The sequence below is a fragment of the Novacetimonas sp. GS1 genome, assembly GCF_036686925.1.
GTDB lineage: Bacteria > Pseudomonadota > Alphaproteobacteria > Acetobacterales > Acetobacteraceae > Novacetimonas > Novacetimonas hansenii.
Map to the genome: position 1 here is coordinate 67,304 of NZ_VSZP01000001.1, position 21,877 is coordinate 89,180.

20 protein-coding genes and 1 tRNA gene are annotated in these 21,877 nt (G+C 61.7%); 8 read left to right on the forward strand and 13 right to left on the reverse strand.

Annotation, left to right across the window (positions count from 1 at the left end; all coding sequences use genetic code 11):
* The first annotated feature begins 53 nt into the window (after nt 1-53).
* The 4 genes from FYB92_RS00435 to FYB92_RS00450 all read left to right on the forward strand — a co-directional run bounded on the left by FYB92_RS00435 (nt 54) and on the right by FYB92_RS00450 (nt 3,880).
* A complete protein-coding gene (locus tag FYB92_RS00435; RefSeq protein WP_003617334.1) occupies nt 54-884 on the forward strand; it encodes an inositol monophosphatase family protein in 831 nt (276 codons plus the stop codon).
* 209 nt (nt 885-1,093) lie between these two features.
* Nucleotides 1,094-1,834 (forward strand): OmpA family protein, encoded by a 741-nt coding sequence (locus FYB92_RS00440; protein WP_141312665.1) that lies wholly within the window; start codon nt 1,094-1,096, stop codon nt 1,832-1,834.
* Nucleotides 1,835-1,848: 14 nt separating this feature from the next.
* Nucleotides 1,849-2,895: a hypothetical protein gene (locus FYB92_RS00445; RefSeq protein WP_003617329.1), complete on the forward strand. Its 1,047-nt coding sequence runs from the start codon at nt 1,849-1,851 to the stop codon at nt 2,893-2,895.
* A 19-nt stretch (nt 2,896-2,914) separates the two neighbouring features.
* Nucleotides 2,915-3,880 carry a peptidoglycan -binding protein gene (locus tag FYB92_RS00450; protein ID WP_003617327.1) on the forward strand — a complete coding sequence of 322 codons (966 nt, stop codon included), beginning with the start codon at nt 2,915-2,917 and terminating at the stop codon, nt 3,878-3,880.
* A 232-nt stretch (nt 3,881-4,112) separates the two neighbouring features.
* Here FYB92_RS00450 and FYB92_RS00455 read toward each other — a convergent pair whose 3' ends face one another.
* The 3 genes from FYB92_RS00455 to FYB92_RS00465 form a co-directional block, all read right to left on the reverse strand.
* Nucleotides 4,113-4,811, reverse strand: coding sequence for a M48 family metallopeptidase (locus tag FYB92_RS00455; RefSeq protein ID WP_062808508.1), 699 nt, complete (start codon nt 4,809-4,811; stop codon nt 4,113-4,115).
* Between the two features lie 13 nt (nt 4,812-4,824).
* Nucleotides 4,825-4,950 carry a type B 50S ribosomal protein L36 gene (ykgO, locus tag FYB92_RS00460; RefSeq protein ID WP_003617324.1) on the reverse strand — a complete coding sequence of 42 codons (126 nt, stop codon included), beginning with the start codon at nt 4,948-4,950 and terminating at the stop codon, nt 4,825-4,827.
* Nucleotides 4,951-5,041: 91 nt separating this feature from the next.
* Nucleotides 5,042-6,010, reverse strand: a complete 969-nt coding sequence (locus FYB92_RS00465) for a hydrogen peroxide-inducible genes activator (protein ID WP_062808507.1) — start codon at nt 6,008-6,010, stop codon at nt 5,042-5,044.
* Nucleotides 6,011-6,144: 134 nt separating this feature from the next.
* Between FYB92_RS00465 and FYB92_RS00470 the strand changes: the two genes are divergently transcribed.
* The 4 genes from FYB92_RS00470 (at nt 6,145) to FYB92_RS00485 (ending at nt 9,082) form a co-directional block, all read left to right on the forward strand.
* Entirely contained in the window at nt 6,145-6,687 is a 543-nt protein-coding gene (locus FYB92_RS00470; RefSeq protein ID WP_003617318.1) for a peroxiredoxin, read from the forward strand.
* 411 nt (nt 6,688-7,098) lie between these two features.
* Entirely contained in the window at nt 7,099-7,632 is a 534-nt protein-coding gene (locus FYB92_RS00475; RefSeq protein ID WP_040511325.1) for a carboxymuconolactone decarboxylase family protein, read from the forward strand.
* 132 nt (nt 7,633-7,764) lie between these two features.
* Nucleotides 7,765-7,841: transfer RNA gene (locus FYB92_RS00480), tRNA-Asp, on the forward strand.
* Nucleotides 7,842-7,984: 143 nt separating this feature from the next.
* The gene (locus tag FYB92_RS00485; RefSeq protein WP_332828949.1) at nt 7,985-9,082 is read left to right on the forward strand and encodes an NADH:flavin oxidoreductase/NADH oxidase; all 1,098 of its coding nucleotides are present in this window, start codon (nt 7,985-7,987) and stop codon (nt 9,080-9,082) included.
* 297 nt (nt 9,083-9,379) lie between these two features.
* On the opposite strand, the gene FYB92_RS00490 is transcribed toward FYB92_RS00485, so the two are convergent.
* The 10 genes from FYB92_RS00490 to tkt all read right to left on the reverse strand — a co-directional run bounded on the left by FYB92_RS00490 (nt 9,380) and on the right by tkt (nt 21,721).
* The gene (locus FYB92_RS00490; RefSeq protein WP_247066879.1) at nt 9,380-9,856 is read right to left on the reverse strand and encodes a low molecular weight protein-tyrosine-phosphatase; all 477 of its coding nucleotides are present in this window, start codon (nt 9,854-9,856) and stop codon (nt 9,380-9,382) included.
* 135 nt (nt 9,857-9,991) lie between these two features.
* Nucleotides 9,992-10,558 carry a gluconokinase gene (locus tag FYB92_RS00495; protein ID WP_003617310.1) on the reverse strand — a complete coding sequence of 189 codons (567 nt, stop codon included), beginning with the start codon at nt 10,556-10,558 and terminating at the stop codon, nt 9,992-9,994.
* On the reverse strand, nt 10,555-11,259 hold the full coding sequence (gene rpiA, locus FYB92_RS00500) for a ribose-5-phosphate isomerase RpiA (RefSeq protein ID WP_003617308.1): 705 nt from the start codon (nt 11,257-11,259) through the stop codon (nt 10,555-10,557). The genes FYB92_RS00495 and rpiA overlap by 4 nt, the downstream gene beginning before the upstream one ends.
* Before the next feature lie 111 nt (nt 11,260-11,370).
* Nucleotides 11,371-12,108, reverse strand: coding sequence for a 6-phosphogluconolactonase (gene pgl / locus FYB92_RS00505; RefSeq protein WP_332828015.1), 738 nt, complete (start codon nt 12,106-12,108; stop codon nt 11,371-11,373).
* Nucleotides 12,108-12,965 (reverse strand): Cof-type HAD-IIB family hydrolase, encoded by an 858-nt coding sequence (locus FYB92_RS00510; protein ID WP_003617304.1) that lies wholly within the window; start codon nt 12,963-12,965, stop codon nt 12,108-12,110. The genes pgl and FYB92_RS00510 overlap by 1 nt, the downstream gene beginning before the upstream one ends.
* Nucleotides 12,966-12,992: 27 nt before the next feature.
* Complete coding sequence (locus FYB92_RS00515; RefSeq protein ID WP_062808501.1) at nt 12,993-13,820, reverse strand: Cof-type HAD-IIB family hydrolase; 828 nt, start codon at nt 13,818-13,820, stop codon at nt 12,993-12,995.
* Between the two features lie 19 nt (nt 13,821-13,839).
* Nucleotides 13,840-15,372, reverse strand: a complete 1,533-nt coding sequence (gene zwf, locus FYB92_RS00520) for a glucose-6-phosphate dehydrogenase (protein WP_003617301.1) — start codon at nt 15,370-15,372, stop codon at nt 13,840-13,842.
* 110 nt (nt 15,373-15,482) lie between these two features.
* Nucleotides 15,483-16,484, reverse strand: a complete 1,002-nt coding sequence (gnd, locus tag FYB92_RS00525; RefSeq protein ID WP_003617300.1) for a phosphogluconate dehydrogenase (NAD(+)-dependent, decarboxylating) — start codon at nt 16,482-16,484, stop codon at nt 15,483-15,485.
* A gap of 128 nt (nt 16,485-16,612) precedes the next feature.
* The gene (locus FYB92_RS00530; RefSeq protein WP_003617298.1) at nt 16,613-19,480 is read right to left on the reverse strand and encodes a bifunctional transaldolase/phosoglucose isomerase; all 2,868 of its coding nucleotides are present in this window, start codon (nt 19,478-19,480) and stop codon (nt 16,613-16,615) included.
* Nucleotides 19,481-19,603: 123 nt separating this feature from the next.
* Nucleotides 19,604-21,721 carry a transketolase gene (gene tkt / locus FYB92_RS00535; RefSeq protein ID WP_040510373.1) on the reverse strand — a complete coding sequence of 706 codons (2,118 nt, stop codon included), beginning with the start codon at nt 21,719-21,721 and terminating at the stop codon, nt 19,604-19,606.
* Between the last annotated feature and the right edge of the window lie 156 nt (nt 21,722-21,877).

A 21,877-nucleotide genomic window follows, 5' to 3' on the forward strand; every position in this document is an offset into this window, starting at 1 on the left:
ACCCCATCATTCCCGCTTCACCGCCGAACCAGACAGGACCGATCACCGTGGCAATGCGACTTTCCCCTCATATGACGGTCATGCAGAACGCCGCGCAGAAAGCTGCGCGCCGGCTTCTGCGTGACTTCAATGAGGTCGAACAGCTTCAGGTCAGCATCAAGGGACCGGGCGATTTCGTGTCGCAGGCGGACCTGCGCGCCGAAGCCACCCTGCGCGAGGAACTGGGCCGCGCGCGTCCGGGCTATGCCTTCCTGATGGAGGAAAGCGGCGCATCTGGCGGCGACGGATGGACGTGGCGCTGGATTGTCGATCCGCTGGACGGCACGACCAACTTCCTGCATGGCATCCCGCACTGGGCCATTTCCATCGGCCTGCAGCGCCGCCTGCCGGACGGTACGATCGAAATGGTCGCAGCCCTTGTATATAATCCCGCCGGGAACGAAATGTTCTGGGCTGAAAAGGGCATTGGCGCGTTCCTCAACGAACGTCGCCTGCGCGTGTCGGCGCGGCGCAACATGGATGAATCCCTGTTCGCAACAGGCATCCCCTTTGCAAAGGTATCGGCCAAAAACCGGCTGTCCTTCGCCCGCACGCTTGGCGCGCTGATGCCACAGGTCGCGGGTGTGCGGCGTTTTGGCGCGGCGGCACTCGACCTTGCATGGGTCGCGGCAGGCCGGTACGAGGGATATTGGGAACTGGGCATTCGCCCATGGGACTGCGCCGCCGGTGTGCTGCTGGTGCGTGAGGCCGGGGGTTATGCCACAGACCCCAATGGCGTGGACCTCAATGACTTCCCCGATTCGGTGGATGCGGTCGCGGGGAATGCGCACATGCATGGCATCCTGCGCGAACTTGTCGCCAACAGCCTCGTCACGCGTTCCTGATCCCTTCCGGCCCCCGATGGCGCACGTATTGTCGTAACCATCGCCACCATGGTGCGCGTCCCGCACCATGGTCCATCCACGTGCCGGCGCACGTGGATGTTGAGTGCGCCCTGCCCCTCGTCTAGCGTGTCGGCACCATGTCAGATGAACCGACCCCCACGCCCCGCAGGGCGCCTTTCATATCGCATCCGTCCCCACACCCCCGCGCCATGTTGGCCATCCATGCGCGCATCGCGCTGGCGCTGGTGACGGGGCTTGCCGCACCGGCGGGCATCCGCGCGGCACATGCGCAGGTCATTACCCATCCCGATGCGCTCAACACGCTTGGCGCGCCACCGCCCACCCCGGCCGTTGCAAGACCGGCCACGCGCCCCGTCGTCGGCAGCAACGAAATGGGCCGACATGCCAGCGCCCCACCCGATGGCGCGAATCCGGCTGCCGCCACTCCTGCCGCCCCCCCTGCGGCTGCCATACCGCAGGTGGCGACGACGCCACCGGCCAATCCCGTCCTGCGCCCACCAGAAGTGCATGTGCCCCTGCATCCCGCCCCGCCCCCACCGGAAGTAAAGCCCGACCCCGCGGCCAAGGGCCATGCCGCGCGCATCCCTGGTGGCACACGCCTGTATTTCGGGGACCAGAGCGCGGACATGAACCCGCGCATGATTGCGGCATTGCAGACATTGGCGGGCGTAATGCAACGCCTGCCGGAACAGCATGTGATGATTGCCGCATATGGCGAAGGTAATGGCGACGATGCCTCCACCCCGCGCCGGATCGCGCTGTCACGCGGGCTTGCCGCACGGTCCGTCCTGATCCATGCCGGGGTCGCATCGACACGCATTTACGTACGTGCCATCGGGCAGCCACCAGAAAATCAGATCGGAATAACACCGGACTGTATTGACGTGACCCGCTCTGGTGTGGTGGCGTCGAGTCCTTCTCCCTCCTAAAAGAGCAGCCCTGCGTGACGCGACCGACAACCTATATCCTTCGAATCGTCCTGTTTCTTCTGGCTGTGGGCATTGTCGCCTCCATGCTGGGAAGTACGCTGTACCAGGCGTTTTTCAATAATCCTTACCTTGATGGCCTCATTCTGGGCATCCTGGCGCTGGGAATCGCGTGGAATGTCTCCATGGTCCTGCGCCTGATCCCTGAGGTGCGCTGGATCGACACCATCCGCCACCCGCGTGAAGGACTGACCACACCGCCGCCACCGCGCCTGCTTGCCCCCATGGCCTCCATGCTGGCGACGCGCGAACGTGGCACGCGCCTGACACTGTCGGCCCCCGTGGCGCAATCGCTGCTCGACAGCCTGTCATCGCGACTGGACGAAGGGCGCGAACTGTCGCGCTACCTTACGGGGCTGCTGATCTTCCTTGGCCTGCTGGGCACGTTCTATGGGCTGCTGCTGACGGTGGGATCGGTCGCGGATGTTATCGGCAGCATGACCGTGGGATCGGGCGACATGACGGCCATGTTCGATCAGCTCAAGGCCGGGCTGGCCGCGCCGCTGCATGGCATGGGCACCGCGTTTTCCGGTTCCATGTTCGGGCTGGCTGGCGCGCTGGTGCTGGGGTTCCTCGACCTGACGGCAGGACAGGCGCAAAACCGCTTCTTCAACGAGCTTGAAGAATGGATGGCCAGCATCACGCGGATGTCGGGCGGCAACATCTCCACCACCGGTGAAGAAGCGACGATCCCCGCCTATGTCGAGGCGCTTTTGGAACATACGGCGGAAAACCTTGAAAAACTTCAGGTCCTGCTGTCACGCAATGAGGAGCAGCGCGCGCATGAACAGCACCTGCTGTCGTCCCTGAACGATCATCTGGCGCAGATGGCCGCCCCACGCGGGAGCGAGCACCTGCAGAATATCGAGGCCCTGCTGGCACGCCTGGTGCAGGAATCCGAAGCCGGACGCACGCAGATTTCCAGCGAAATCCGTGGCGACCTTCGCCTTCTGGCCCGCACCATCGCCGCAGCCGCACCGGGTGCGGGACGCCCGGCCTCCTGATCTACAGAAAGTTCCCGTCATGGCCCGCCGATCCCGCCGCCAGTCCCGCTCCTCTGAACTGAATGCATGGCCGGGATATGTGGACGCGCTGTCCACACTCCTGATGGTCATCATCTTCGTACTGCTTGTCTTCGTGCTGGGGCAGGCATTCCTGTCGGTTGCGCTGAACAAGCGCCAGCAGGTCCTTGACCAGCTTCAGCGCGAGGTCGCGCATCTCAGCCAGATGCTCTCTTTGGAGCAAAGTCATAACCACTCCCTCGAACAGTCGGTAGCCACCTTGCAGAAGGAACATGCTGCCGACGAGGCCACGACAACCTCGCTTACGGCGCAGGTCAGCCAGCAGGCGGCTGAACGCGACGATGCACGCCATCAGGCCGACGAGCTTAACAACCAGCTTGCACAGCTCAGCGCACAGCTTGCCGCGGTCAGCACGGCGCTGGAGATCAGCCAGAACGAGGTGCATGACCGCGACCGCAAACTCGACAACCTTGGCATGCAGCTTAATATCGCATTGGCGCAGAAGGTGGAGCAGTTGCAACGCTATCGCTCCGAATTCTTTGGCCGCCTGCGTGATGTGCTGAAAGATACCAAGGGGATACAGGTCGTGGGCGACCGGTTCGTATTCCAAAGCGAGGTCCTGTTCCCTGTTGGCAGTGCCGACCTGTCGCCAGAAGGCATACAGGAAATCAAGGTGCTGGGCCGGACGCTGAAACAGGTGGCACAGCAGATCCCACCATCGGTGCCGTGGATACTGCGCGTGGATGGGCATGCCGACCGCCTGCCGATCCACACAGCCTTCCCCAGCAACTGGGAACTGTCCTCCGCACGCGCGATAACGGTGGTGAAGATGCTGATCGCCGACGGGATCAGCCCGCGTCACCTTGCCGCCACGGGCTTTGCCGATTTCCAACCGCTGGACAATGGCACGACAGCCGAAGCCTTCGCACGTAACCGCCGTATCGAATTCCGCCTGACTGACCGGTAATGAACTGACCGGCAATTACGGGAATAAACATTCAGGATTTCGGGCAACACTTTCCCACACCCCGTTTCAAAGGCGTCGTCTTTTTGAAAAAAGGCGGCGCCTTCTGAAGGCTTTTAAAAAAAAGCTTCACCAGAAACCTTTATTCCCCAATATATTTTCTGGGCTGTTTCCCGGCAGTGCCCAGAAAATCAGGACATCGTCCCTTCCCCTCATCGAATCGCAATGAGAGGGTTCAGGTGGGACGCCCGAATGCCTTGAGCCGCAGGTCTTCCGTCTGGTGCGCAGCACCGGGGAACAGGGGATACAGCGTCACGACATGCTGCCACGCTTTCCACGCGGCACCCCAGTCACCGCGCACGCCTTCCGCCTCACTCAGGATCTGCCACGCCAGCACATCGCGCCCGTCATGGTGCAAGGCGATGCCAAGGTCGGCCACCGCCCCATCAGCATCTGCCCCCGCCAACCGCGCCTGCGCACGTAAACGCCACAGGATTTCAACGTCCGGCTGCAAGACAAGGGCGTCGTTCAGGTCTTCCTGCGCATCACCGACCTTCTGCTGCGCCAGGTCGGACTGCGCACGCCGGACCAGCAGGTGGGTGGTGGGGGTGATATCCTTTTGGCGCAACGTCTCGATCCGGGCCAGCAGGTCGCTTGCCGCCTGCTTCGACTTTGCGTGCAGCAGTTCGTCCTGCAGTTCGGGGATGCCAGGCTCCTTCGTCTCCCCGCCCTTGCCGGCCGGGGCGGGGGAAGATGCGCCATGGGCCGGTGACGCGACGGGCACGGGGGGTGGGGCAGACGCCGCGACACAGGGCATCGCCGGGACAATAGGAGCGGCCACAAGGCAGAAAAAACACAAAAGGCCGCGCAACCGCAGGGTTTCCCCACCGGTCACGCGACCCCGTGTCGCATCAATATGGAACCTGACGGTCAAATCCGTCCGGCAATCAGCCCTGACGGGCCTTCATGCGCGGGTTCTTCTTGTTGATGACATAGACCTTGCCACGACGACGGACCACACGGCAGTCCTTGTCACGAACCTTGGCCGACTTCAGGCTGTTTCTGATTTTCATGATCCGACCCTCGACTGGCGGCTGATAACCGCAAAGAGGCGCCCGAATACCTCTGACCGCGCGATGAGTCAACTCCGCCGATATATCTTCGTTACTTTTTATCCCCGAAAACCGGGGCCTGCTGAGCATTCGCCGCCATCGGGCCGACATCGGGCGGCATGAAAAATGGGGCCAACGTCCTGAAATCCCCCATCCGCGGGGAACGCGGCCGCCATGCCAGCCCGATTGTGCGCCACGCCTGGCACCCTGTAACCGGACGCGCGACAACCGCCTGATCACGCAGCAGGCCGGACAGGACCGCCATCTGCGGCAGCAACGCCACACCGAGTCCCGCAGCCACCATTTCCACCAGCGTATGCAGGGACGTGACGGTAAATTCCTCCTCCGCCCCTTCCGGGCTGGACCATCCCCGCACCTGACGGCATAGCGCCAGCGTCTGGTCCCGCAGGCAGTGCCCGTCCTCCAGCAGGATCATGCGCTGGGACACGATCCGTTCAACCGGCACGGCGGACAGTTTTGACAGCGGGTGCATCTGCGGCATCACCAGCACGAAGGGATCACGCCACAGGGGCCACGTCTCGCTGTCGGCGCAATCACACGGCATCGCCAGCAACACGAGATCCAACCGCCCAAGCGCCAGTTTCTCCAGCACATGATGGGTCAGATCCTCGTTCAGCGACAGGCGCATGCGCGGAAATCCCTGTCGCAGCCTGCGGATCAGGTCAGGCACGACAAACGGGCCGATGGTCGGGATGACCCCGATCCGCAAAAGCCCGCTCATGGGTTCATGCGACGCCGCCGCCACGTCCAGTACCGACTGTAACGATTCCAGTGCAAGGCGCGCGCGCGTGACCACTTCGTTACCCAGCGGGGTAAACACCACTTTCTTGCCGACATCACGATCAAGAAGCTGCACGTCCATCTGCCGTTCCAGCGCGAGGATACCGGCCGAAAGCGTGGATTGCGTGACGGCGCAGCTTTTGGCGGCACGGCCGAAATGACGCAGTTCCGCAAGGGTCACAAGATAGCGCAACTGCTGTGCGGAGGGCATGGGAAGCATCGACTAATTCGATCATAAATATATAAATTATTCGCTGGCATGATAGCAGCACCAGGACCATAGATATACCCCATCGGACGCGCCCCACCGGGCGGGCTGCCTGATCCCAAACCGAATCAAGGGAGATTCCACAAATGCTTACAGTCGGTGACAAGTTCCCCAGCTTTAACCTGCAGGCCGTTCCCGGCGGGGCCGAGGGCCTGAAGGGTGAGTTCGTCCAGATCTCGGACGAAAGCAACGAAGGCAAGTGGAAGGTCGTCTTTTTCTGGCCGCTCGACTTCACCTTCGTCTGCCCGACCGAAATCGTGGCCTTCGGCAAGCTGGCCGGAGAGTTCAAGGACCGCGACGCCGTCGTGTATGGCGTGTCGATCGACAGCGCGTTCGTCCACCTGAACTGGCGCCTGAACAACGAGGATCTGAAGAACCTCGAAATTCCGATGCTTTCCGACATCAAGCGTGAGCTGATCGAAGGCGTGGGCGTCATGTCGCAGGGCGCGGGTGCTGCCTATCGCGCAACCTTCCTTGTCGATCCCCATGGCGTCATCCGCCATGTCAGCGTCAACGACCTGTCGGTCGGTCGCAACCCGCAGGAAATCCTGCGCATCCTCGACGGACTGCAAAGCGATGAGCTGTGCCCGTGCAACTGGAAGAAAGGGGATGCCTTCATCAAGGCATGATCTTTCCCTGATCCGGGCCTGAGCGGCCCTGACCAGCCTTGGGCACCACCCCGCATGTCTGTCGGCATGCGGGGTGGCGTTTCCGCATACCCGGATGCCGTGCCCCCTGCCTGTAACCCCGCGACATCCCGGCATACGGGCCACCCCACCATCCTGCGATGCCCCCACATGGGGGACAGCCGTATCGGGATGGGGTGCCCTATTATTTCACCCGCTTTTCCCATCCTGAGGCCGTTTGAAAAACCCGGTATATTAACCTTTTGAAATTACGAAAGTTTTTGGCGATTTTTTGCCTGGGGGCTTCATAAATGACGTTGTCCCGATTTGGGAAAAAGCGACGCCCTGGAACTTTCATCTTCCTGTACCAATGGGTTGTTTTCAAACAGTCTCCCCGTGCTGAGGCATATGTCCATGTCGCTTGATACACTCAAATCCCTGCTGCCTGATTATGCCAAGGACCTGAAGCTCAACCTTGGCGCCCTTGCCCATGACATTACCCTGACGCCGCAGCAGCTTGCAGGGACATTCGTGGCCTCCGCCATTGCATCGCGCAACCCGCTTGTCACCGAACTGCTAAGCACGCATTTCGCCGATGCCCTGTCGACAGAGGCGCTTGACGCCGCGCGGGCCGCTGCTGCCATCATGGGCATGAACAATGTCTATTACCGCTTCGTGCATATGGTGGGCGGCGATTATGCCAAGATCCCGGCACAGTTGCGGATGAACGTGATCGGGCGGCCGGGTGTGGAAAAGGTCGATTTCGAACTCTGGTCGCTTGCCGTGTCGGCCATCAACGGATGCGGGATGTGCATGGAAAGCCATGAACACGCCCTGCGCAAGGCGGGACTGACGACAGAACAGATCCAGACCTCCATACGCATCGCCGCGACCGTGCATGGCGTGGCCGTGGCCCTTGATGGGGTCAAGTCCCCTGCCGCCACCTGATCCGGGCGGAAAACGGCATCTTCATGAAAAAGATGCCGTTTTTTTACATATGGCCGTTGCCAGACCTGCCGAACCCTGTTATTTGCCCATCCACCGAATGGTTGTCGGGGTTTCTTCTTCCCGACAGCTTATGCGGGTGTAGCTCAGTTGGTTAGAGCGCCGGCCTGTCACGCCGGAGGTCGCGGGTTCGAGCCCCGTCACTCGCGCCATTTTACGGTGCATTCCAGAAAATATATGACCTGCCAATCCCGGATACGCAGTTATGCGTGGCGGATGGATGGCTTTGATTGCATCGTGCCCTCATCGGCGGCAGGATGGTGTTCTGTTGTTTTCCCATACGCCAGAGGACCGGATGCCTGACCTCTTTACGCCCTATACCCTCAAGGGGCGCACGTTGCGCAACCGCATCGCCGTTTCCCCGATGTGCCAGTATCTTGCCGTGGATGGTGTCGCGGGGGACTGGCATAATGTTCATTATGCCTCGCTCGCCCGTGGGGGCAGCGCGCTGGTAGTGGTGGAGGCGACCGCCGTCTCCCCCGAAGGACGCATCACGCCGGGGTGTCTGGGGCTGTGGAACGATGCCCAGGCCGATGCCCTGCGCCCCATCGCCCGCGCCATCCGTGATGCAGGCGCGATGCCTGGCATCCAGATTGCCCATGCCGGGCGCAAGGCCAGCGCGAACCGCCCGTGGGAAGGTGATGACCATATCGCCCCCGATGACCCGCGTGGATGGGAAACCATCGCACCGTCCGCCATCGCATTCGGCTCCAACCTGCCCAAGGTACCGCGCGCCATGACGCCGGAGGACATTACCCGCGTGCGGCAGGATTTCGTCGCCAGTGCCATTCGCGCCCGCGACGCAGGGTTCGAATGGTTGATGCTGCATTTCGCGCACGGATATCTGGGACAGAGTTTCCTCTCCCCCTATTCCAACCAGCGCACCGACCTGTATGGCGGCAGCCTTGAAAACCGGGCGCGTTTCCTGCTGGAAACCCTGAGCGATGTCCGCGCTGTCTGGCCTGAGGACAGGCCGCTGAGCGCACGTCTGGGCATGATCGAATTCGACGGCCGCGATACGGAAACGCTGGAGGATGCGATCACGCTGGCGCGTCACTTCCGCACGCTGGGGCTGGATTTCCTGGATGTCAGCATCGGCTTTTCCACACCTACGGCCAAGATTCCCTGGGGTCCGGCCTTCATGGCCCCCATCGCCGCACGTGTGCGCCACGAAAGCGGCCTACCCGTAGCCACAAGCTGGTACATCAGCAAGCCTGACCAGGCCAACGGCCTGATCCACGATGAATCGCTGGACCTTGTGATGATGGGACGGCCATTCCTTGAAAACCTGCACTGGCCCTATGCTGCCGCACGGGCGCTGGGGCGGCCCGACGCGGCCCATGTGCTGCCTGAACCCTATGCCCACTGGTTGGGGCGTTACCGTTCAGAATAACAATCATGACGGGGGGCACTGGCCGCCCCCGCACAGCTTCCTTCAGAGGCTGTTTAAAAAGTCAGGCTCAATAACATCCTGAAATTATAAAGGGTTTTTGGTGAAGCTTTTTACAAAAAGCTTCAGAAGACGCCGCCTTTTAAAAAAAGGCGGCACCCAAAAACTTTTCCTTTTTTATCAATGAGTTGTTTTCAGACGATCTCTCACATAGTCGCAAGTATTGCTGGTGAAGCTCCTTTACCAAAAGCTTCTGATGCGCCCCCACCAAAACACCCAATGCTTTCTTTGGATCAGGGGTCAGCGGGCCTGCTTCTTCAAATACAACGCCAGCGCCTCCGCCCCTTCGCTGACATCACGCCAGGTGGCGGCAAAATCCTCTGTCGTGCCGTAATAGGGATCAACCACCGCCGTTCCATGCCGGTGCGCCACATAATCCAGCAACAGCGACAGTTCCGACACACCGTCCATAGGACGCATCCGCGACAGGTGCGCCATATTCGCGTGATCCATGGCGATGATATGCGTGAACTGGTAAAAATCCTGCCCGGTCACGACGCGCGCACGATACTGGTCCAGATCAACCCCATGCCGGGCCGCAATGGCACGGGCACGCGGGTCCGGCGCCTCGCCCACATGCCAGTTGCCGGTGCCTGCCGACTCTACCCGCACCTCCAGCCCATGTCGTGCCGCCGCCTGCCGGAACGCGGCCTCCGCCAGAGGGGAGCGGCAGATATTTCCCATGCAGACAAACAGGACCGAAACCCCATGTTCCATGTTTTGCGTGCCCCGCGACATGGCGATGCCAGTTTCATGAACACCAACATCGCGGGACGCTGACTTTTTACAAAAATCCGGCGTCCCGCGATATTTTTGGGAACACTACGCCCCCAAACCTCTCAATGCCCCTTTTCAGGCGGATGCAGGCGCACCTTTTTCGGGGTAACGTTCGGCCAGGATGCCAATCGTCTTTGCGATCATGTCCGCTGGCGTTTCCTCCAGCGTGACAATCACCGGATGCTCGTCAGGTGTCGGCGGCTCCAGCGTGGCAAGCTGGCTTGGCAGCAGGCTTGGCGGCATGTAATGACCGCGCCGCCGTTCCAGCCGCGCACGCAGGATGTCTGGCGGGATCTGGAGATAGACGAACACGATCCCCGGTGCCTCGGCACGCAGGATATCGCGATAGGAACGCTTCAGCGCCGAGCAGGTCAGAATCCCCCCCTGCCCCGATTCCACGCGCTGTTTCAGCCAGTCGTGGCAGCGTTGCAACCATGGCAGGCGATCGGCATCGGTCAGGGGAATGCCCGCCGCCATCTTGTCCACGTTCGCCTTGGGATGCAGGAGGTCGCCCTCCTGATACGGCCAGCCCAGCAGGTTATGCAGGCCCGCCGCCAGCGTGGTCTTGCCACACCCCGACACCCCCATGACCACCAGAACAAGCGGACGGATACCCTGATCCTGAAGAATGGTGGAGGTCATGACGGCTCCAGATGTTTCAGGCCATCATGCGCGGCCACGATCACCTCGGACGTACGGCCGATGAACAGGCCGGTTTCAATGACGCCCACAATGGCGCGCAACCGCCGCGACAGGGCCACCGAATCGGTGATGGCGCCAAAATGGCAATCCAGGATCATGTTCCCGCCATCGGTCACAAACAGGTTGCCGCTGCGGTCCAGACGCTGTGTGATGCGCGCACCGAGGGCTTCAATCTGGCGCGCCGTGCTTTCCCAGCCAAAGGTCGTGACCTCCACCGGGACGGGCACGTGATGACCCAGATGTTCGACCAGCTTGCTTTCATCCACCACAACGACAAAGCGACGCGATGCGGCGGCGACGATCTTTTCACGAAACAGCGCCCCCCCCAGCCCCTTGATGAGGTTGAGCGTGCCGAGTTCCACCTCGTCCGCGCCATCAATGTCGATGTCGATCTGCGGGTGGGAGGCGAACGTGACAAGCTTTATGCCATGCGCGCGGGCCTGCTCGGCGGAATGTTCAGAGGTGGGGATGGCGCAGAATCGCAGCCCCTCCGCCCAGCGACGGCCAAGTTCCTCGATCATATAGGCCGACGTGCTGCCTGACCCCAGGCCAACCACCATACCTTCCTGTACCATGGATGCGGCCTCAATCGCGGCCTGACGCTTGAGTTTCGCCCTCGGATCGCCACTCTGGCTTGACATTGCCCTGTTTCCTCCCCCCGCGTGGGCCGTTTGCGCATCTGTGCGGCGGCCCCTCGTTATTGTTGTGCCGTGCGCCAATGAACGCATCCATGAACGCACGACATGGTTGGATTATTGCCCGGCGGCCGCCTTGTCCAGAAGCCAGATGAGCGCGCCTTCTGTGGTGATATGGCTGGCCGGTTCGGCCGGGTCGCCCGCGCGCACCTTTGCAAAGGCGTCCTTCTTGCCCGCACCTGCCAGCATGAACACAACATGGCGGCTGGAATGGATGGCGGGATAGGTCAGCGTCAGGCGCGTATGTGGGGCATCATCAGGGACGCAATGCGAAACCCACAGCTTACGCTCCTGCAACACGGGCTGGCGCGGGAACAAAGAGGCGGTATGGCCATTATCGCCCAGCCCCAGCATCACGACATCAAACAGCGGACGCCCCGGCTGCAATGTGTCCGCGCCATACACCTTCTGCAATGCGGCCTGGTACTGCGCCGCAGCCGCCGCCGGATCACCCGATGTGGGCATGCGGTGGATATTGTGGATCGGCACAGGCACATGTTCGAGCATTTCGGTCTCGACCATATTGTAATTGCTGGCCGGGTCATCGGCGGGGACAAAACGTTCATCGCCAAAGAAGAACTGCGTGTTCGCCCATGGAAAACGTTCGGCATATTCCTCCGACGCCAGGATCTGGTACAGCCGCTTTGGCGTCGATCCCCCCGACAGGGCCAGGACGAACGGGCCGTCCTTCTTCGCCAGCGCCTGTTGCGTCAGCCATTTCGCCATGTACTGGGCAATCGCTTCCCCATCGGCAAGGACGATCATCTCGCCCGTCTTGACGTCATGTCCGACCATCAGCCTGCATCCCCCAGCACGAATTTCTCGATCCCGTTGGCGAATCCCTCTTCCTCGCACGAGGTGGAGACATGGGTCGCCTGTTTCTGCACTTCGGGACTAGCCTGTCCCATCGCAATCGACATCCCGCTCTTGCGGAACATCAGCACATCATTTGGCTGGTCGCCCAACGTCACCATCTGCGCCGCAGGGATGCCCAGCAACCGCTCCAGCGTCATGACCACGCCGCCCTTGTTTGCATCGCGATTGGTGACATCGACATAGTACGGCTGTGACAGCGCGGCGGACGCGGTATCGCCAAGCGCCTGCTGCAGGTCATGTTCCAGCCGCTTCATCAGGTCGAGGTCATCGCTGACGCCGGTAATCTTGACCACCTGGTCCAGATCCTCGCCAATCACGCCGACCTTGGGCGGGAATTTCACCGTCCACTGTTCACGCGCGACATGCGGCGCCTTGATGTCGGAAACGATCCAGTCATTGCCGTTATAGACCCACGGGTCGGCCTTGTGATCGCGGATGATGCCGATCACCGTGCGTGCGACGTCGGCCGTCAGGGTCCGTGCCTCGATCACCGAAAAATCGGGCCGAACCATCATGCCGCCATTGAAACCGGCGATCGGCTGGTCAATCTTCAGCGGCCCGATCAGCATTTCCATCCCCTTGGGGGGGCGACCGCTGGTGATGGCAAACACGATCCCGCGTTCACGCAGGCGTTCGACCGCGCGGATCGCACGCGGTGTCAGGATCTTGTCCTTCGTGACCAGCGTACCATCGACATCGGCCAGTACCAGGCGTATCTGCTGGCCCGTGGCCGGTGTCGCCTGCGAACCCGCAGCCTGTGTCCCCACTGGTTGCATAACCTTCTCCTTGTGCATCATCAGGCGTCAGGCACGCGGCAGGACGAAACGTTCCATCGCCCGCGCCCAGCCGTCATGCGTGTTTGCATCCGTCACGAAATGGGCATGTTTCTGCACCTCTGCCGGGGCGTTGCCCATCGCAATGGCCACGCCGGCGACATCCAGCATCGGGATATCATTGTTCATGTCCCCGATGCAGGCCACTTCGTGAATCTCAATCCCCATCAGGGCCGCAAGCTCCCGCGCGGCATGGCCCTTGTTCGCCAGCGGATGGGTAACATCCACCAGCCATTCAGACGAACGATGGACATTCGCCCGCCCCGCAAGCTGCACACTCAGTTCACGTTCCACCGTACGCAACTGCGCCACATCGGTGGAAACGCCCATGATCTTGCCCACGCCGTCATAATGGTGCGACAGGTCAGGGGCAACGACGGGGACGGTCTTGACCACCGTTGCCTCGTGCCGGACCTGGGCAGTATCGCCATCACGTACCAGCCAGTCATAATCAATGAACAGCCACGGATCGACATCGCGCGACAGCAGTTCCTCCACCGCTTCACGCGTGGTCTCAGGCGCCAGCGAATGACGCGACATGATCTTGCCATCGGGGGTGCAGATCAGCCCGCCATTCAGGGCCGCGATCGGGCGGTCAATGCCCAGCGGGCCAAGGAACGGCTGCATGCCCACGGGGCCACGGCTGCTGACAAGGCACAGCGCGATTCCCGCCTTGCGCAGGGCCGCCGCCGCCGCCAGCACATCAGGCGTCACCCTCTTGTCCTGGGGCACGAGGGTGCCGTCGATATCCGAGACCACAAGACGTATCCTGTCGGACGGCGGGCGTTTTACTGTCATGCGTGTGTCATCCTGTATGTCACGACCCTATCTTGAGCCAGTGCCGGTGGTCGCGGGCCAGCAGGTCATCGGCGGCTTTTGGTCCCTCCGACCCGGCGGGATAGAAATGCAGGAAGCCCGGATCGCGTTCCCATTCCAAAACGGGCTGGACCACCTGCCACCCGGCCTCGATATTGTCAGCGCGCTGGAACAGCGTCGCATCCCCGATCATGCAGTCATAGATCAGGGTTTCATACCCCGTGCTTGGCCCCTCGCGGAACCATTCGGAATAATCGAACTTCATCCGTACCCCACCCAGATGCACCGTGGGACCGGGGATTTTCGCGGAAAACTGCATCGTCACGCCTTCGGTGGGCTGAATATGCAGCATCATGATGTTCGGCGTCAGCTTTTCCACCGGCGTATCGCGGAACAGGGCATAGGGCGCGGATTTGAAATGGATGGCGATTTCCGTCTTGCGCGCCGCCAGCCGCTTGCCCGTGCGGACATAAAACGGCACCCCGGCCCAGCGCCAGTTATCAATCCGCAGCTTCATCGCGACATAGGTTTCGGTGCGTGACTGCGGATTGATCCCCGGCTCTTCACGGTATCCGGCGACCGGTTCACCCTTGATCGTGCCTGCGCCATACTGGCCGCGCACCACATCCTCGCGCCCGACGGCATGAATGGCCTTGAGCACCTTGGTCTTCTCGTCACGCACGGCGTCGGCGTCGAAGGATGTCGGGGCCTCCATCGCCGTCATCGCCAGAAGCTGCATGACGTGGTTGGGCACCATGTCGCGTACCGCGCCCGTGCCCTCATAAAACTTGGCGCGCTGTTCCACGCCCACCGTCTCGGCCGCCGTGATCTGGATGTGGTCGATATTGTCACGGTTCCATAACGGTTCAAAGAACCCGTTCGAAAACCGCAGCGCCAGAATGTTCTGGACCGTTTCCTTGCCCAGATAATGGTCGATACGATAAATCTGGCGCTCACGCAGGCTTCTGAGCAGGCGCGCATTCAACGCCACGGCGGAAGCCAGGTCGCTGCCGAAGGGCTTTTCAATAATGACGCGGCGGAACATGCCATCCGTCTCGTGTGCAAGGCCGCTATGGCCCAGCCGGTCCACGATGGCCCCAAAGAAACGCGCCGCCACCGCAAGGTAGAAGATGCAGTTTTCATCCCCCACTTCCGCCGCAAGCTGGGTATAGGTCGCCTCGTCCTCGAACGAACCACGGACATAGCGGATGCGCGTACTCATCCATGCCCACACGTCCTCGCGCAGGGCTACGGCCTCCGTCCCGCGACTGTTGACGAAGTTCTTCAGCGCATCATGAAAATTCTGCTGTAACTGGCCGGTGGACATGTCTGTCCAGTCAACGGCCACGATGGAGAAATGGTCATCCACAAGGCCCGCGCAGGCAAGGTTGTAGATCGCGGGGACAAGCAGGCGGCGTGTCAGGTCGCCGCCGCCGCCAAATATGACAAATGTTCCGGGGGGGCTGCGACGCGGGGCATTTTCATGCCCCGCGTCGGCAATCTGCGATGATGCCGATGCGACGATATTTTCCATCAGGCTGCTCCATGAACCGTTTCCATCCAGTAGAAACCCGGCCGCCAGCCTGCGGTCTTGTTGTTGCCGTCTCGATCATGGCAGCCGGGCGTGCGATCAGACGCGAGGCGTCAGTTGTTGGTCCCCTCCACGTGGCCGCCAAAACCGAAGCGCATGGCCGAGAGCATCTTCTCGGCATAGTTGTTGCCGGTGCGTGAGCGAAAGCGCGTGAACAGCGCCGCCGTGATGACAGGCACAGGCACCGCTTCCTCGATCGCGGCATCAATGGTCCAGCGTCCTTCGCCCGAATCCGCGACTTCGCCGGTATAGTTCGACAGGTCGGGATTCCCCGCCAGCGCCTGCGCCGACAGGTCAAGCAGCCATGACGACACCACGCTGCCACGACGCCAGACCTCGGCGATGTCAGGCATGTTCAGCTCAAAGCGCTGATCTTCAGGCAGGGCGGTGGAGTTCTTTGACTTCATGACGTCAAAGCCTTCGGCAAAGGCCTGCATGATGCCGTATTCGATGCCGTTATGGACCATCTTGACGAAATGGCCCGACCCGGCGGGACCGCAATGCAGGTAGCCAAGTTCCGCACGGGGGTCCATGCCCGGCTTGTCCCGGCCCGGCGTGCGCACGACATCCCCCAGCCCCGGCGCCAGCGCCCGCAGGATCGGGTCGATATGGTCGGTGGCATCCTTGGTGCCGCCATACATCATGCAGTACCCGCGCTCCAGCCCCCAGACACCACCCGATGTGCCGACATCGACATAATGGATGCCCTTTTTCGCCAGCTCCGCGGCCCTGCGGATATCATCCTTGTAGAACGAGTTGCCGCCATCGATCAGGATGTCACCCTTGCCCAGCAGGCCCGAAAGCTCCGTAACCGCAGCCTCCGTCACCTCACCGGCGGGCAGCATCAGCCAGATGATCCTGCGTTCCGCCGTCAGCTTTCCCACCATGTCCTTCAGGCCGGTGGCGGGCTTGGTCCTGCCCGCCTCGGCACGGGCGCCCACCTTGGACACCACATCGGGGTCACGATCGAAAAGGACCACGTCATGGTCGTGACGCGTCAGGCGGACGGAGATGTTCCCCCCCATCTTGCCCAGGCCGACGATACCGATTTGCATGATAACTGATACTCCTGATGTAAAATCCCGCCCCACCGCGCACGGCCGGCATGTGCGGCGCGAACGACGGCGTGGGCATCTGCCGCACCGCCGATACAATCAGCGACGCGACAGCGCATTGCGGTGGATCAGACCGCCGCCTTGATGATCTGCCCCAGCTTTTCAAGGCCGGATTTCAGGTCGCCATGGATATGCACCCGCACCGCGCGGCGGCCACGTTCGCCCAGTACCTCCAGATCGCCACGGGCCTGTGCTTCCTTCACGATGCCGAAGGTATATTTTTCCCCCGGAACCGGCAGGTTGACCGCGTCATCGGCCGTGATCTGCACGAACACGCCCGTGTCAGGCCCACCCTTGTAGGCCTGGCCGGTGGAATGCTGGAACCGCGGGCCGAATTCCGCAGCCGTCGCCAGCTTCAGCGTGTCACGGATGCCAAGACGTACCGTCTGGATCCATTCGCGCGTTGCCGTGTCACGCTCGATATAAGCCAGAAGCGCGACATAATCCCCCGCCTTCGCACGGGCGAAATGGGCCTTGAGGATACCCTCGGCCGTCTTGCCATCCTTCAGCGCCGCCGCATTTTTCGGATCGGCATAGAAAGAGAACGTTGCATCCTTGGCAAAGGGTTCGTACGGCGGCAGCTTGCCGGTCTCGTTATAGGCGGTGGTGATTTTCTTGGTCTCGATCTTCGAGGCCTCGACATCCGGCTGGTCAAAGGCGTTGATGCCGATGATCGACCCGGCCACCGCTGTCGCGAATTCCCAACGGAAGAACTCCTCGACGATCTGGCGCCTGTCATGCAGTTCGATGGTCACGACCGGCTCACCCGCCGCCACCAGCGCCTTGAACGCCGCATCCTGCTTTGCGCACGGCTTCTCCGCCAGGCGCAGATAGACGAACAGCCGGTCCTTGCCATAGGCAGAGGCCGGGCCTGCCGTCTCGTCATCAATGGGGATCAGGCCGCGACCGTTCTTGCCGGTGGATTCCGCCAGCAACTGCTCCAGCCATGCGCCCATGTCGTAAATCGCGGGGGAGGCAAGGATCGTCACCTTGTCACGTCCGAACGACCTTGCCGCGACACCCAGCACACTGCCGAGAAGGACGCCGGGATTCTGCGCCGGGGGGACAGAGGCCGCGCAGGATTTTTCGCCCCGCAGCGCCGATTCCAACAGCAGCTTCAGCGGCAGGCCGGCTGCTGCGGCAGGCACCATGCCGAAATCGGACAGAACGGAATAACGCCCGCCGATCTGCTTTTCACCATAGAAGATCTTCCAGAACCCGTCGGCCTTTGCCACGGCTTCCATATGCGATCCGGGATCGGTCACGGCGACGAAGTGCGACCCGGCCTTCTCACCCAGCACCTTCCTGGCCGCGTCAAAGAAATAGGCCTTCAGGATGTTCGGCTCCAGCGTGCCGCCCGACTTGGACGAAACGATGAACAGCGTCTTGGAAATGTCGATCTTGTCCTCGAACGCCTTGACCTGCTGCGGGTCGGTACTGTCGAGGATATAGAGGTGCGCAAAGCCCTCATGCTTGCCAAACGTCTCCGACAGGACTTCGGGGCCAAGGCTCGATCCACCCATGCCCAGCAGCAGGATGTCGCGGAATCCGCGGGCCTTCACCTCAGCCTGGAATTTCTCGAACTTCGACAGGTCCTGCACCTGATCGTCAACGATCGTCAGCCACTTCAGCCAGCTCGCTTCGTCCTTGCCGGTCCATAAGGTGGCATCCTTCGCCCACAGGCGACGGACCTTGCCCCCCTTGCGCCATGCCTCCAGCTCCGCCTTGACGGCGGTGTCAAGCTCGGCGGGCAGGTTCAGCGTGGTGGTGGTGACTTTCTTGCCCACAAAGGCCGCCTGCTTTGCCGCGACGGAACCAAGCAGGTCGTCGAATGCGTCCTCGAACGACTTCACCCCCTCATCGACCAGAACGCCGGTTACACCGTCGAGGTCGAGACCAAGGCGCTTTGCCTCGGCAAGGATGGCATGCGCGCCCTTGACGTCATCCGTCAACGTGGGGGCAGCCGTGCCATGGTCGCGGAAGGCATCAAACGTCTTGGGCGGGATGGTGTTGACCGTTTCTTCGCCAATCAGGGCATCGACATACAGCACGTCGCTGAAGGATTTGTCCTTCGTACCCGTACTGGCCCACAACAGGCGCTGCGGACGTGCGCCGGCCGCGGCCAGCTTCTGCCAGCGTGCGCTTTTCACCACGCCCTGCCAGTATTCATAGGCCAGCTTGGCATTGGCGATCGCGACCTTGCCGCGCAGGGCCTTCAGGGCGGCGGCATCCTTGTCGCCGGCGGCAACGCGGCGGTCGATTTCACCATCAATCTTCACATCGATGCGGCTGACGAAGAAGGATGCGACACTGGCGATGCCCGCAACGCTTTCCCCCTTGGCCAGACGGTCCTCAAGCCCTGCGATATAGGCTTCGAGGACTTTCTTGTACGCCTCGTTGGAGAACAGCAGCGTGACGTTGACGTTGATCCCTTCGGAAATGGCGGTACGCACGGCGGGCGTGCCCTCGTCCGTGCCGGGGATCTTGATCATCAGGTTGGCGGCATCAACCGCCGCCCACAGGCGCCGCGCTTCCGTAATGGTGCCGTGCGTGTCACGGGCAAGATAGGGAGAGACCTCCAGGCTGACATAACCGTCAACGCCCTTTGTCTGTTCATAGACGGGATGCAGCACCTTGGCCGCATCACGGATATCCGTGATGGCCAGCGTCTCGTACAAGGTTCCGGCATCGACGATGTGGTGTTCAAGGATGGAGCGGATCTGCGGGTCGTAATCCGTGCCCTGCCCCATGGCCTTCTGGAAAATAGCGGGATTGGAGGTCACCCCCTTCAACCCGTCCTCATCCACCAGTTTCTTCAGGCTGCCATCCGCCGTATAGGAGCGCTGGATGAAGTCCAGCCACGGCGACTGCCCATATTTCGCAAGCTGCTTCAGCGGGTTGGCCGCGCCGTCCTTACCTGTTTCGTGCACACTCATTTCTGTGCATTCCCCTCATCTTGGACGGATGGCGCGCATATTGCATCGCGGCGGCCATCCGCCTTGGTCCTGACAAAAACGCGAAACAGGACCGTCAGGCCCTGTCGCGCTGTGAATGACGGTTTATGACGCCTTGCGGGCGAGCTGCTTGCGCGCCTCCGCCACGACGGCGTCCACGGTGAATCCGAACTTGACCTCCAGCTCCTCCGCCGGGGCGGACGCACCGAACGAATGCATGACAAGGGTCGCACCCTCCAGCCCGACATAACGGTCCCAGCCAAGCTGCGCCGCCTGTTCCACCGCCACGCGGGCGGTAATGCCGGGGGGCAGCACACTGTCGCGATAGGATTTGGGCTGGGCTTCGAACAGATCCCACGACGGCATCGACACGACGCGTGCCTTTACGCCTTCGGCCTTGAGCTGTTCGTACGCCTTCACCACCAGACCGACCTCGCTGCCTGTCGCCATAAGGATGACATCGGGTGTGCCATCGGCATCCGCAAGGACATAGGCCCCTTTTGCCAGCCCCGACGCAGGCGCATAGGTCTTGCGGCAGATGGTCGGCAGGTTCTGCCGGCTCAGCACCAGCACGGACGGCCGGTCCTGTAGCGGGATCAGCGTGCGCCACGCCTCGGCCACCTCGTTCGCGTCGGACGGACGGATCAGGGTGACGCCCGGCGTCGCGCGCAACTGCGCCAGCTGTTCGATCGGCTGGTGGGTCGGCCCGTCTTCGCCCACGCCAATGGAATCGTGGGTAAAGATATACAGCACCGGCAGCTTCATCAGCGCCGACAGGCGGATCGGCGGCTTCATGTAATCAGAGAAGATCAGGAAGCCCGAGCAGTACGGCCGCAGCCCCGCCAGCGCGAGGCCGTTGCAGATCGAGCCCATGACATGTTCACGCACACCGAAATGCAGGTTGCGCCCGCCATAGGTCGCGCCCCACTGCGGCGGCTGGAAATCGCCCGCGCCATCAAACGTCAGATGGGTTTTGGTCGACGGCGACAGGTCGGCCGACCCGCCGATCATCCACGGGAAATTCACCGCAACCTCGTTCAGCACCTTGGCCGAACTGGCACGCGAGGCGATGCCCTTGGCATCGGCGGGGAACGTGGAGATGTCCTTGTCCCATCCCTCGGGCAGCTTTCCGGCAAGGATAGTGTCAAGCTGTGCCGCAAGTTCGGGATATTCCTTGCGATAGGCTGCGAACAGCGCATCCCATGCCTTGCTTGCCGCGGCGCCACGCGTTGCGATGCCGGCCTGGAAATGCTCCGGCACGCCATCGGGGACATAAAAGCTCTTGTCCTCCGGCCAGCCATAGAATTTCTTGGTCTCGCGGATTTCCTCCGCGCCCAGCGGCGAGCCATGCGCGTCCGCCGTGCCCGCCTTGTGCGGCGACCCCCAGCCAATGATCGAATGCACGATAATCAGCGTCGGGCGCGATGTCTCGGCCTTGGCCTCTTCCAGCAGGCGCTTGAAATCACCTGTATCATTGGCGTCACGCAGTTCAAGGACATGCCAGCCATAGGCCTCGAAACGCTTATGCACATTTTCGGTGAAGGTGATGTGGGTATCGCCCTCAATGGAAATGCGGTTGCTGTCATAGATCCACGTCAGGTTCCCCAGCTTGAGGTGGCCCGCGATGGATGCGGCCTCGCTGGAGACGCCTTCCATGTTGTCGCCATCACCGCAGAACGTATAGACGTGATAGTCAAACAGCTTGAATTCCGGCTTGTTGAAGCGTGCGGCAAGCCATTTTTCCGCCATCGCCATGCCTACGGAATTGCCACAGCCCTGCCCCAGCGGGCCGGTCGTGGTTTCCACACCTGCGGTATGGCCGTGTTCGGGATGGCCCGGCGTGCGGGAATCGAGCTGCCGGAACTGTTCGATATCCTTGATCGTCAGTGACGGCGCGTCGATCGCCTTGCCGTCCCTGAGCTCACGCACCCCGGCAAGATAGATCAGCGAATACAGCAGCATCGACGCATGACCGATCGACAGGACGAAGCGGTCACGGTTGGGCCACAGCGGGTTGGCCGGGTCATAGTTCAGGACATCGCGCCACAGCGTATAGGCCGGGGGGGCAAGCGCCATGGCCGTGCCGGGATGGCCCGAATTGGCCTTCTGCACCGCATCCATGGACAGCGTGCGGATCGTGTTGATGCACAACGTGTCGATGTTGGCCGGCATGCTGCCGCCTCCTTCTGGTGCCCTTGCGGGACAGGGAAACAATGAATGCATAAAACCGCTCTCCTTCATCCTGACTGCCCCGATCCGCAACATGCCCGAAACACCGGGCCGGCGGAAAATCCGCCACTATCCCCCGGCCCGGCAAGACCCGTCCGACAGGATACGCATCACGTGACAGGCGCCGACGCCCCATAACGCCCCCGAACA

Bases quoted from the DNA above. Each gene is read 5' to 3' on its own strand.
- FYB92_RS00510 (WP_003617304.1), bottom strand. From the start codon at position 12,965: ATGCAACCAGTGGGGACACAGGCTGCGGGTTCGCAGGCGACACCGGCC.
- FYB92_RS00475 (WP_040511325.1), top strand. From the start codon at position 7,099: ATGTCGCTTGATACACTCAAATCCCTGCTGCCTGATTATGCCAAGGAC.
- gnd (WP_003617300.1), bottom strand. From the start codon at position 16,484: ATGCAAATCGGTATCGTCGGCCTGGGCAAGATGGGGGGGAACATCTCC.
- FYB92_RS00465 (WP_062808507.1), bottom strand. From the start codon at position 6,010: ATGCTTCCCATGCCCTCCGCACAGCAGTTGCGCTATCTTGTGACCCTT.
- FYB92_RS00515 (WP_062808501.1), bottom strand. From the start codon at position 13,820: ATGACAGTAAAACGCCCGCCGTCCGACAGGATACGTCTTGTGGTCTCG.
- FYB92_RS00495 (WP_003617310.1), bottom strand. From the start codon at position 10,558: ATGACCTCCACCATTCTTCAGGATCAGGGTATCCGTCCGCTTGTTCTG.
- zwf (WP_003617301.1), bottom strand. From the start codon at position 15,372: ATGGAAAATATCGTCGCATCGGCATCATCGCAGATTGCCGACGCGGGG.
- FYB92_RS00450 (WP_003617327.1), top strand. From the start codon at position 2,915: ATGGCCCGCCGATCCCGCCGCCAGTCCCGCTCCTCTGAACTGAATGCA.
- rpiA (WP_003617308.1), bottom strand. From the start codon at position 11,259: ATGTCAAGCCAGAGTGGCGATCCGAGGGCGAAACTCAAGCGTCAGGCC.
- FYB92_RS00490 (WP_247066879.1), bottom strand. From the start codon at position 9,856: ATGGAACATGGGGTTTCGGTCCTGTTTGTCTGCATGGGAAATATCTGC.
- FYB92_RS00470 (WP_003617318.1), top strand. From the start codon at position 6,145: ATGCTTACAGTCGGTGACAAGTTCCCCAGCTTTAACCTGCAGGCCGTT.
- tkt (WP_040510373.1), bottom strand. From the start codon at position 21,721: ATGCATTCATTGTTTCCCTGTCCCGCAAGGGCACCAGAAGGAGGCGGC.
- ykgO (WP_003617324.1), bottom strand. From the start codon at position 4,950: ATGAAAATCAGAAACAGCCTGAAGTCGGCCAAGGTTCGTGACAAGGAC.
- FYB92_RS00440 (WP_141312665.1), top strand. From the start codon at position 1,094: ATGTTGGCCATCCATGCGCGCATCGCGCTGGCGCTGGTGACGGGGCTT.
- pgl (WP_332828015.1), bottom strand. From the start codon at position 12,108: ATGGTCGGACATGACGTCAAGACGGGCGAGATGATCGTCCTTGCCGAT.
- FYB92_RS00485 (WP_332828949.1), top strand. From the start codon at position 7,985: ATGCCTGACCTCTTTACGCCCTATACCCTCAAGGGGCGCACGTTGCGC.
- FYB92_RS00435 (WP_003617334.1), top strand. From the start codon at position 54: ATGCGACTTTCCCCTCATATGACGGTCATGCAGAACGCCGCGCAGAAA.
- FYB92_RS00530 (WP_003617298.1), bottom strand. From the start codon at position 19,480: ATGAGTGTGCACGAAACAGGTAAGGACGGCGCGGCCAACCCGCTGAAG.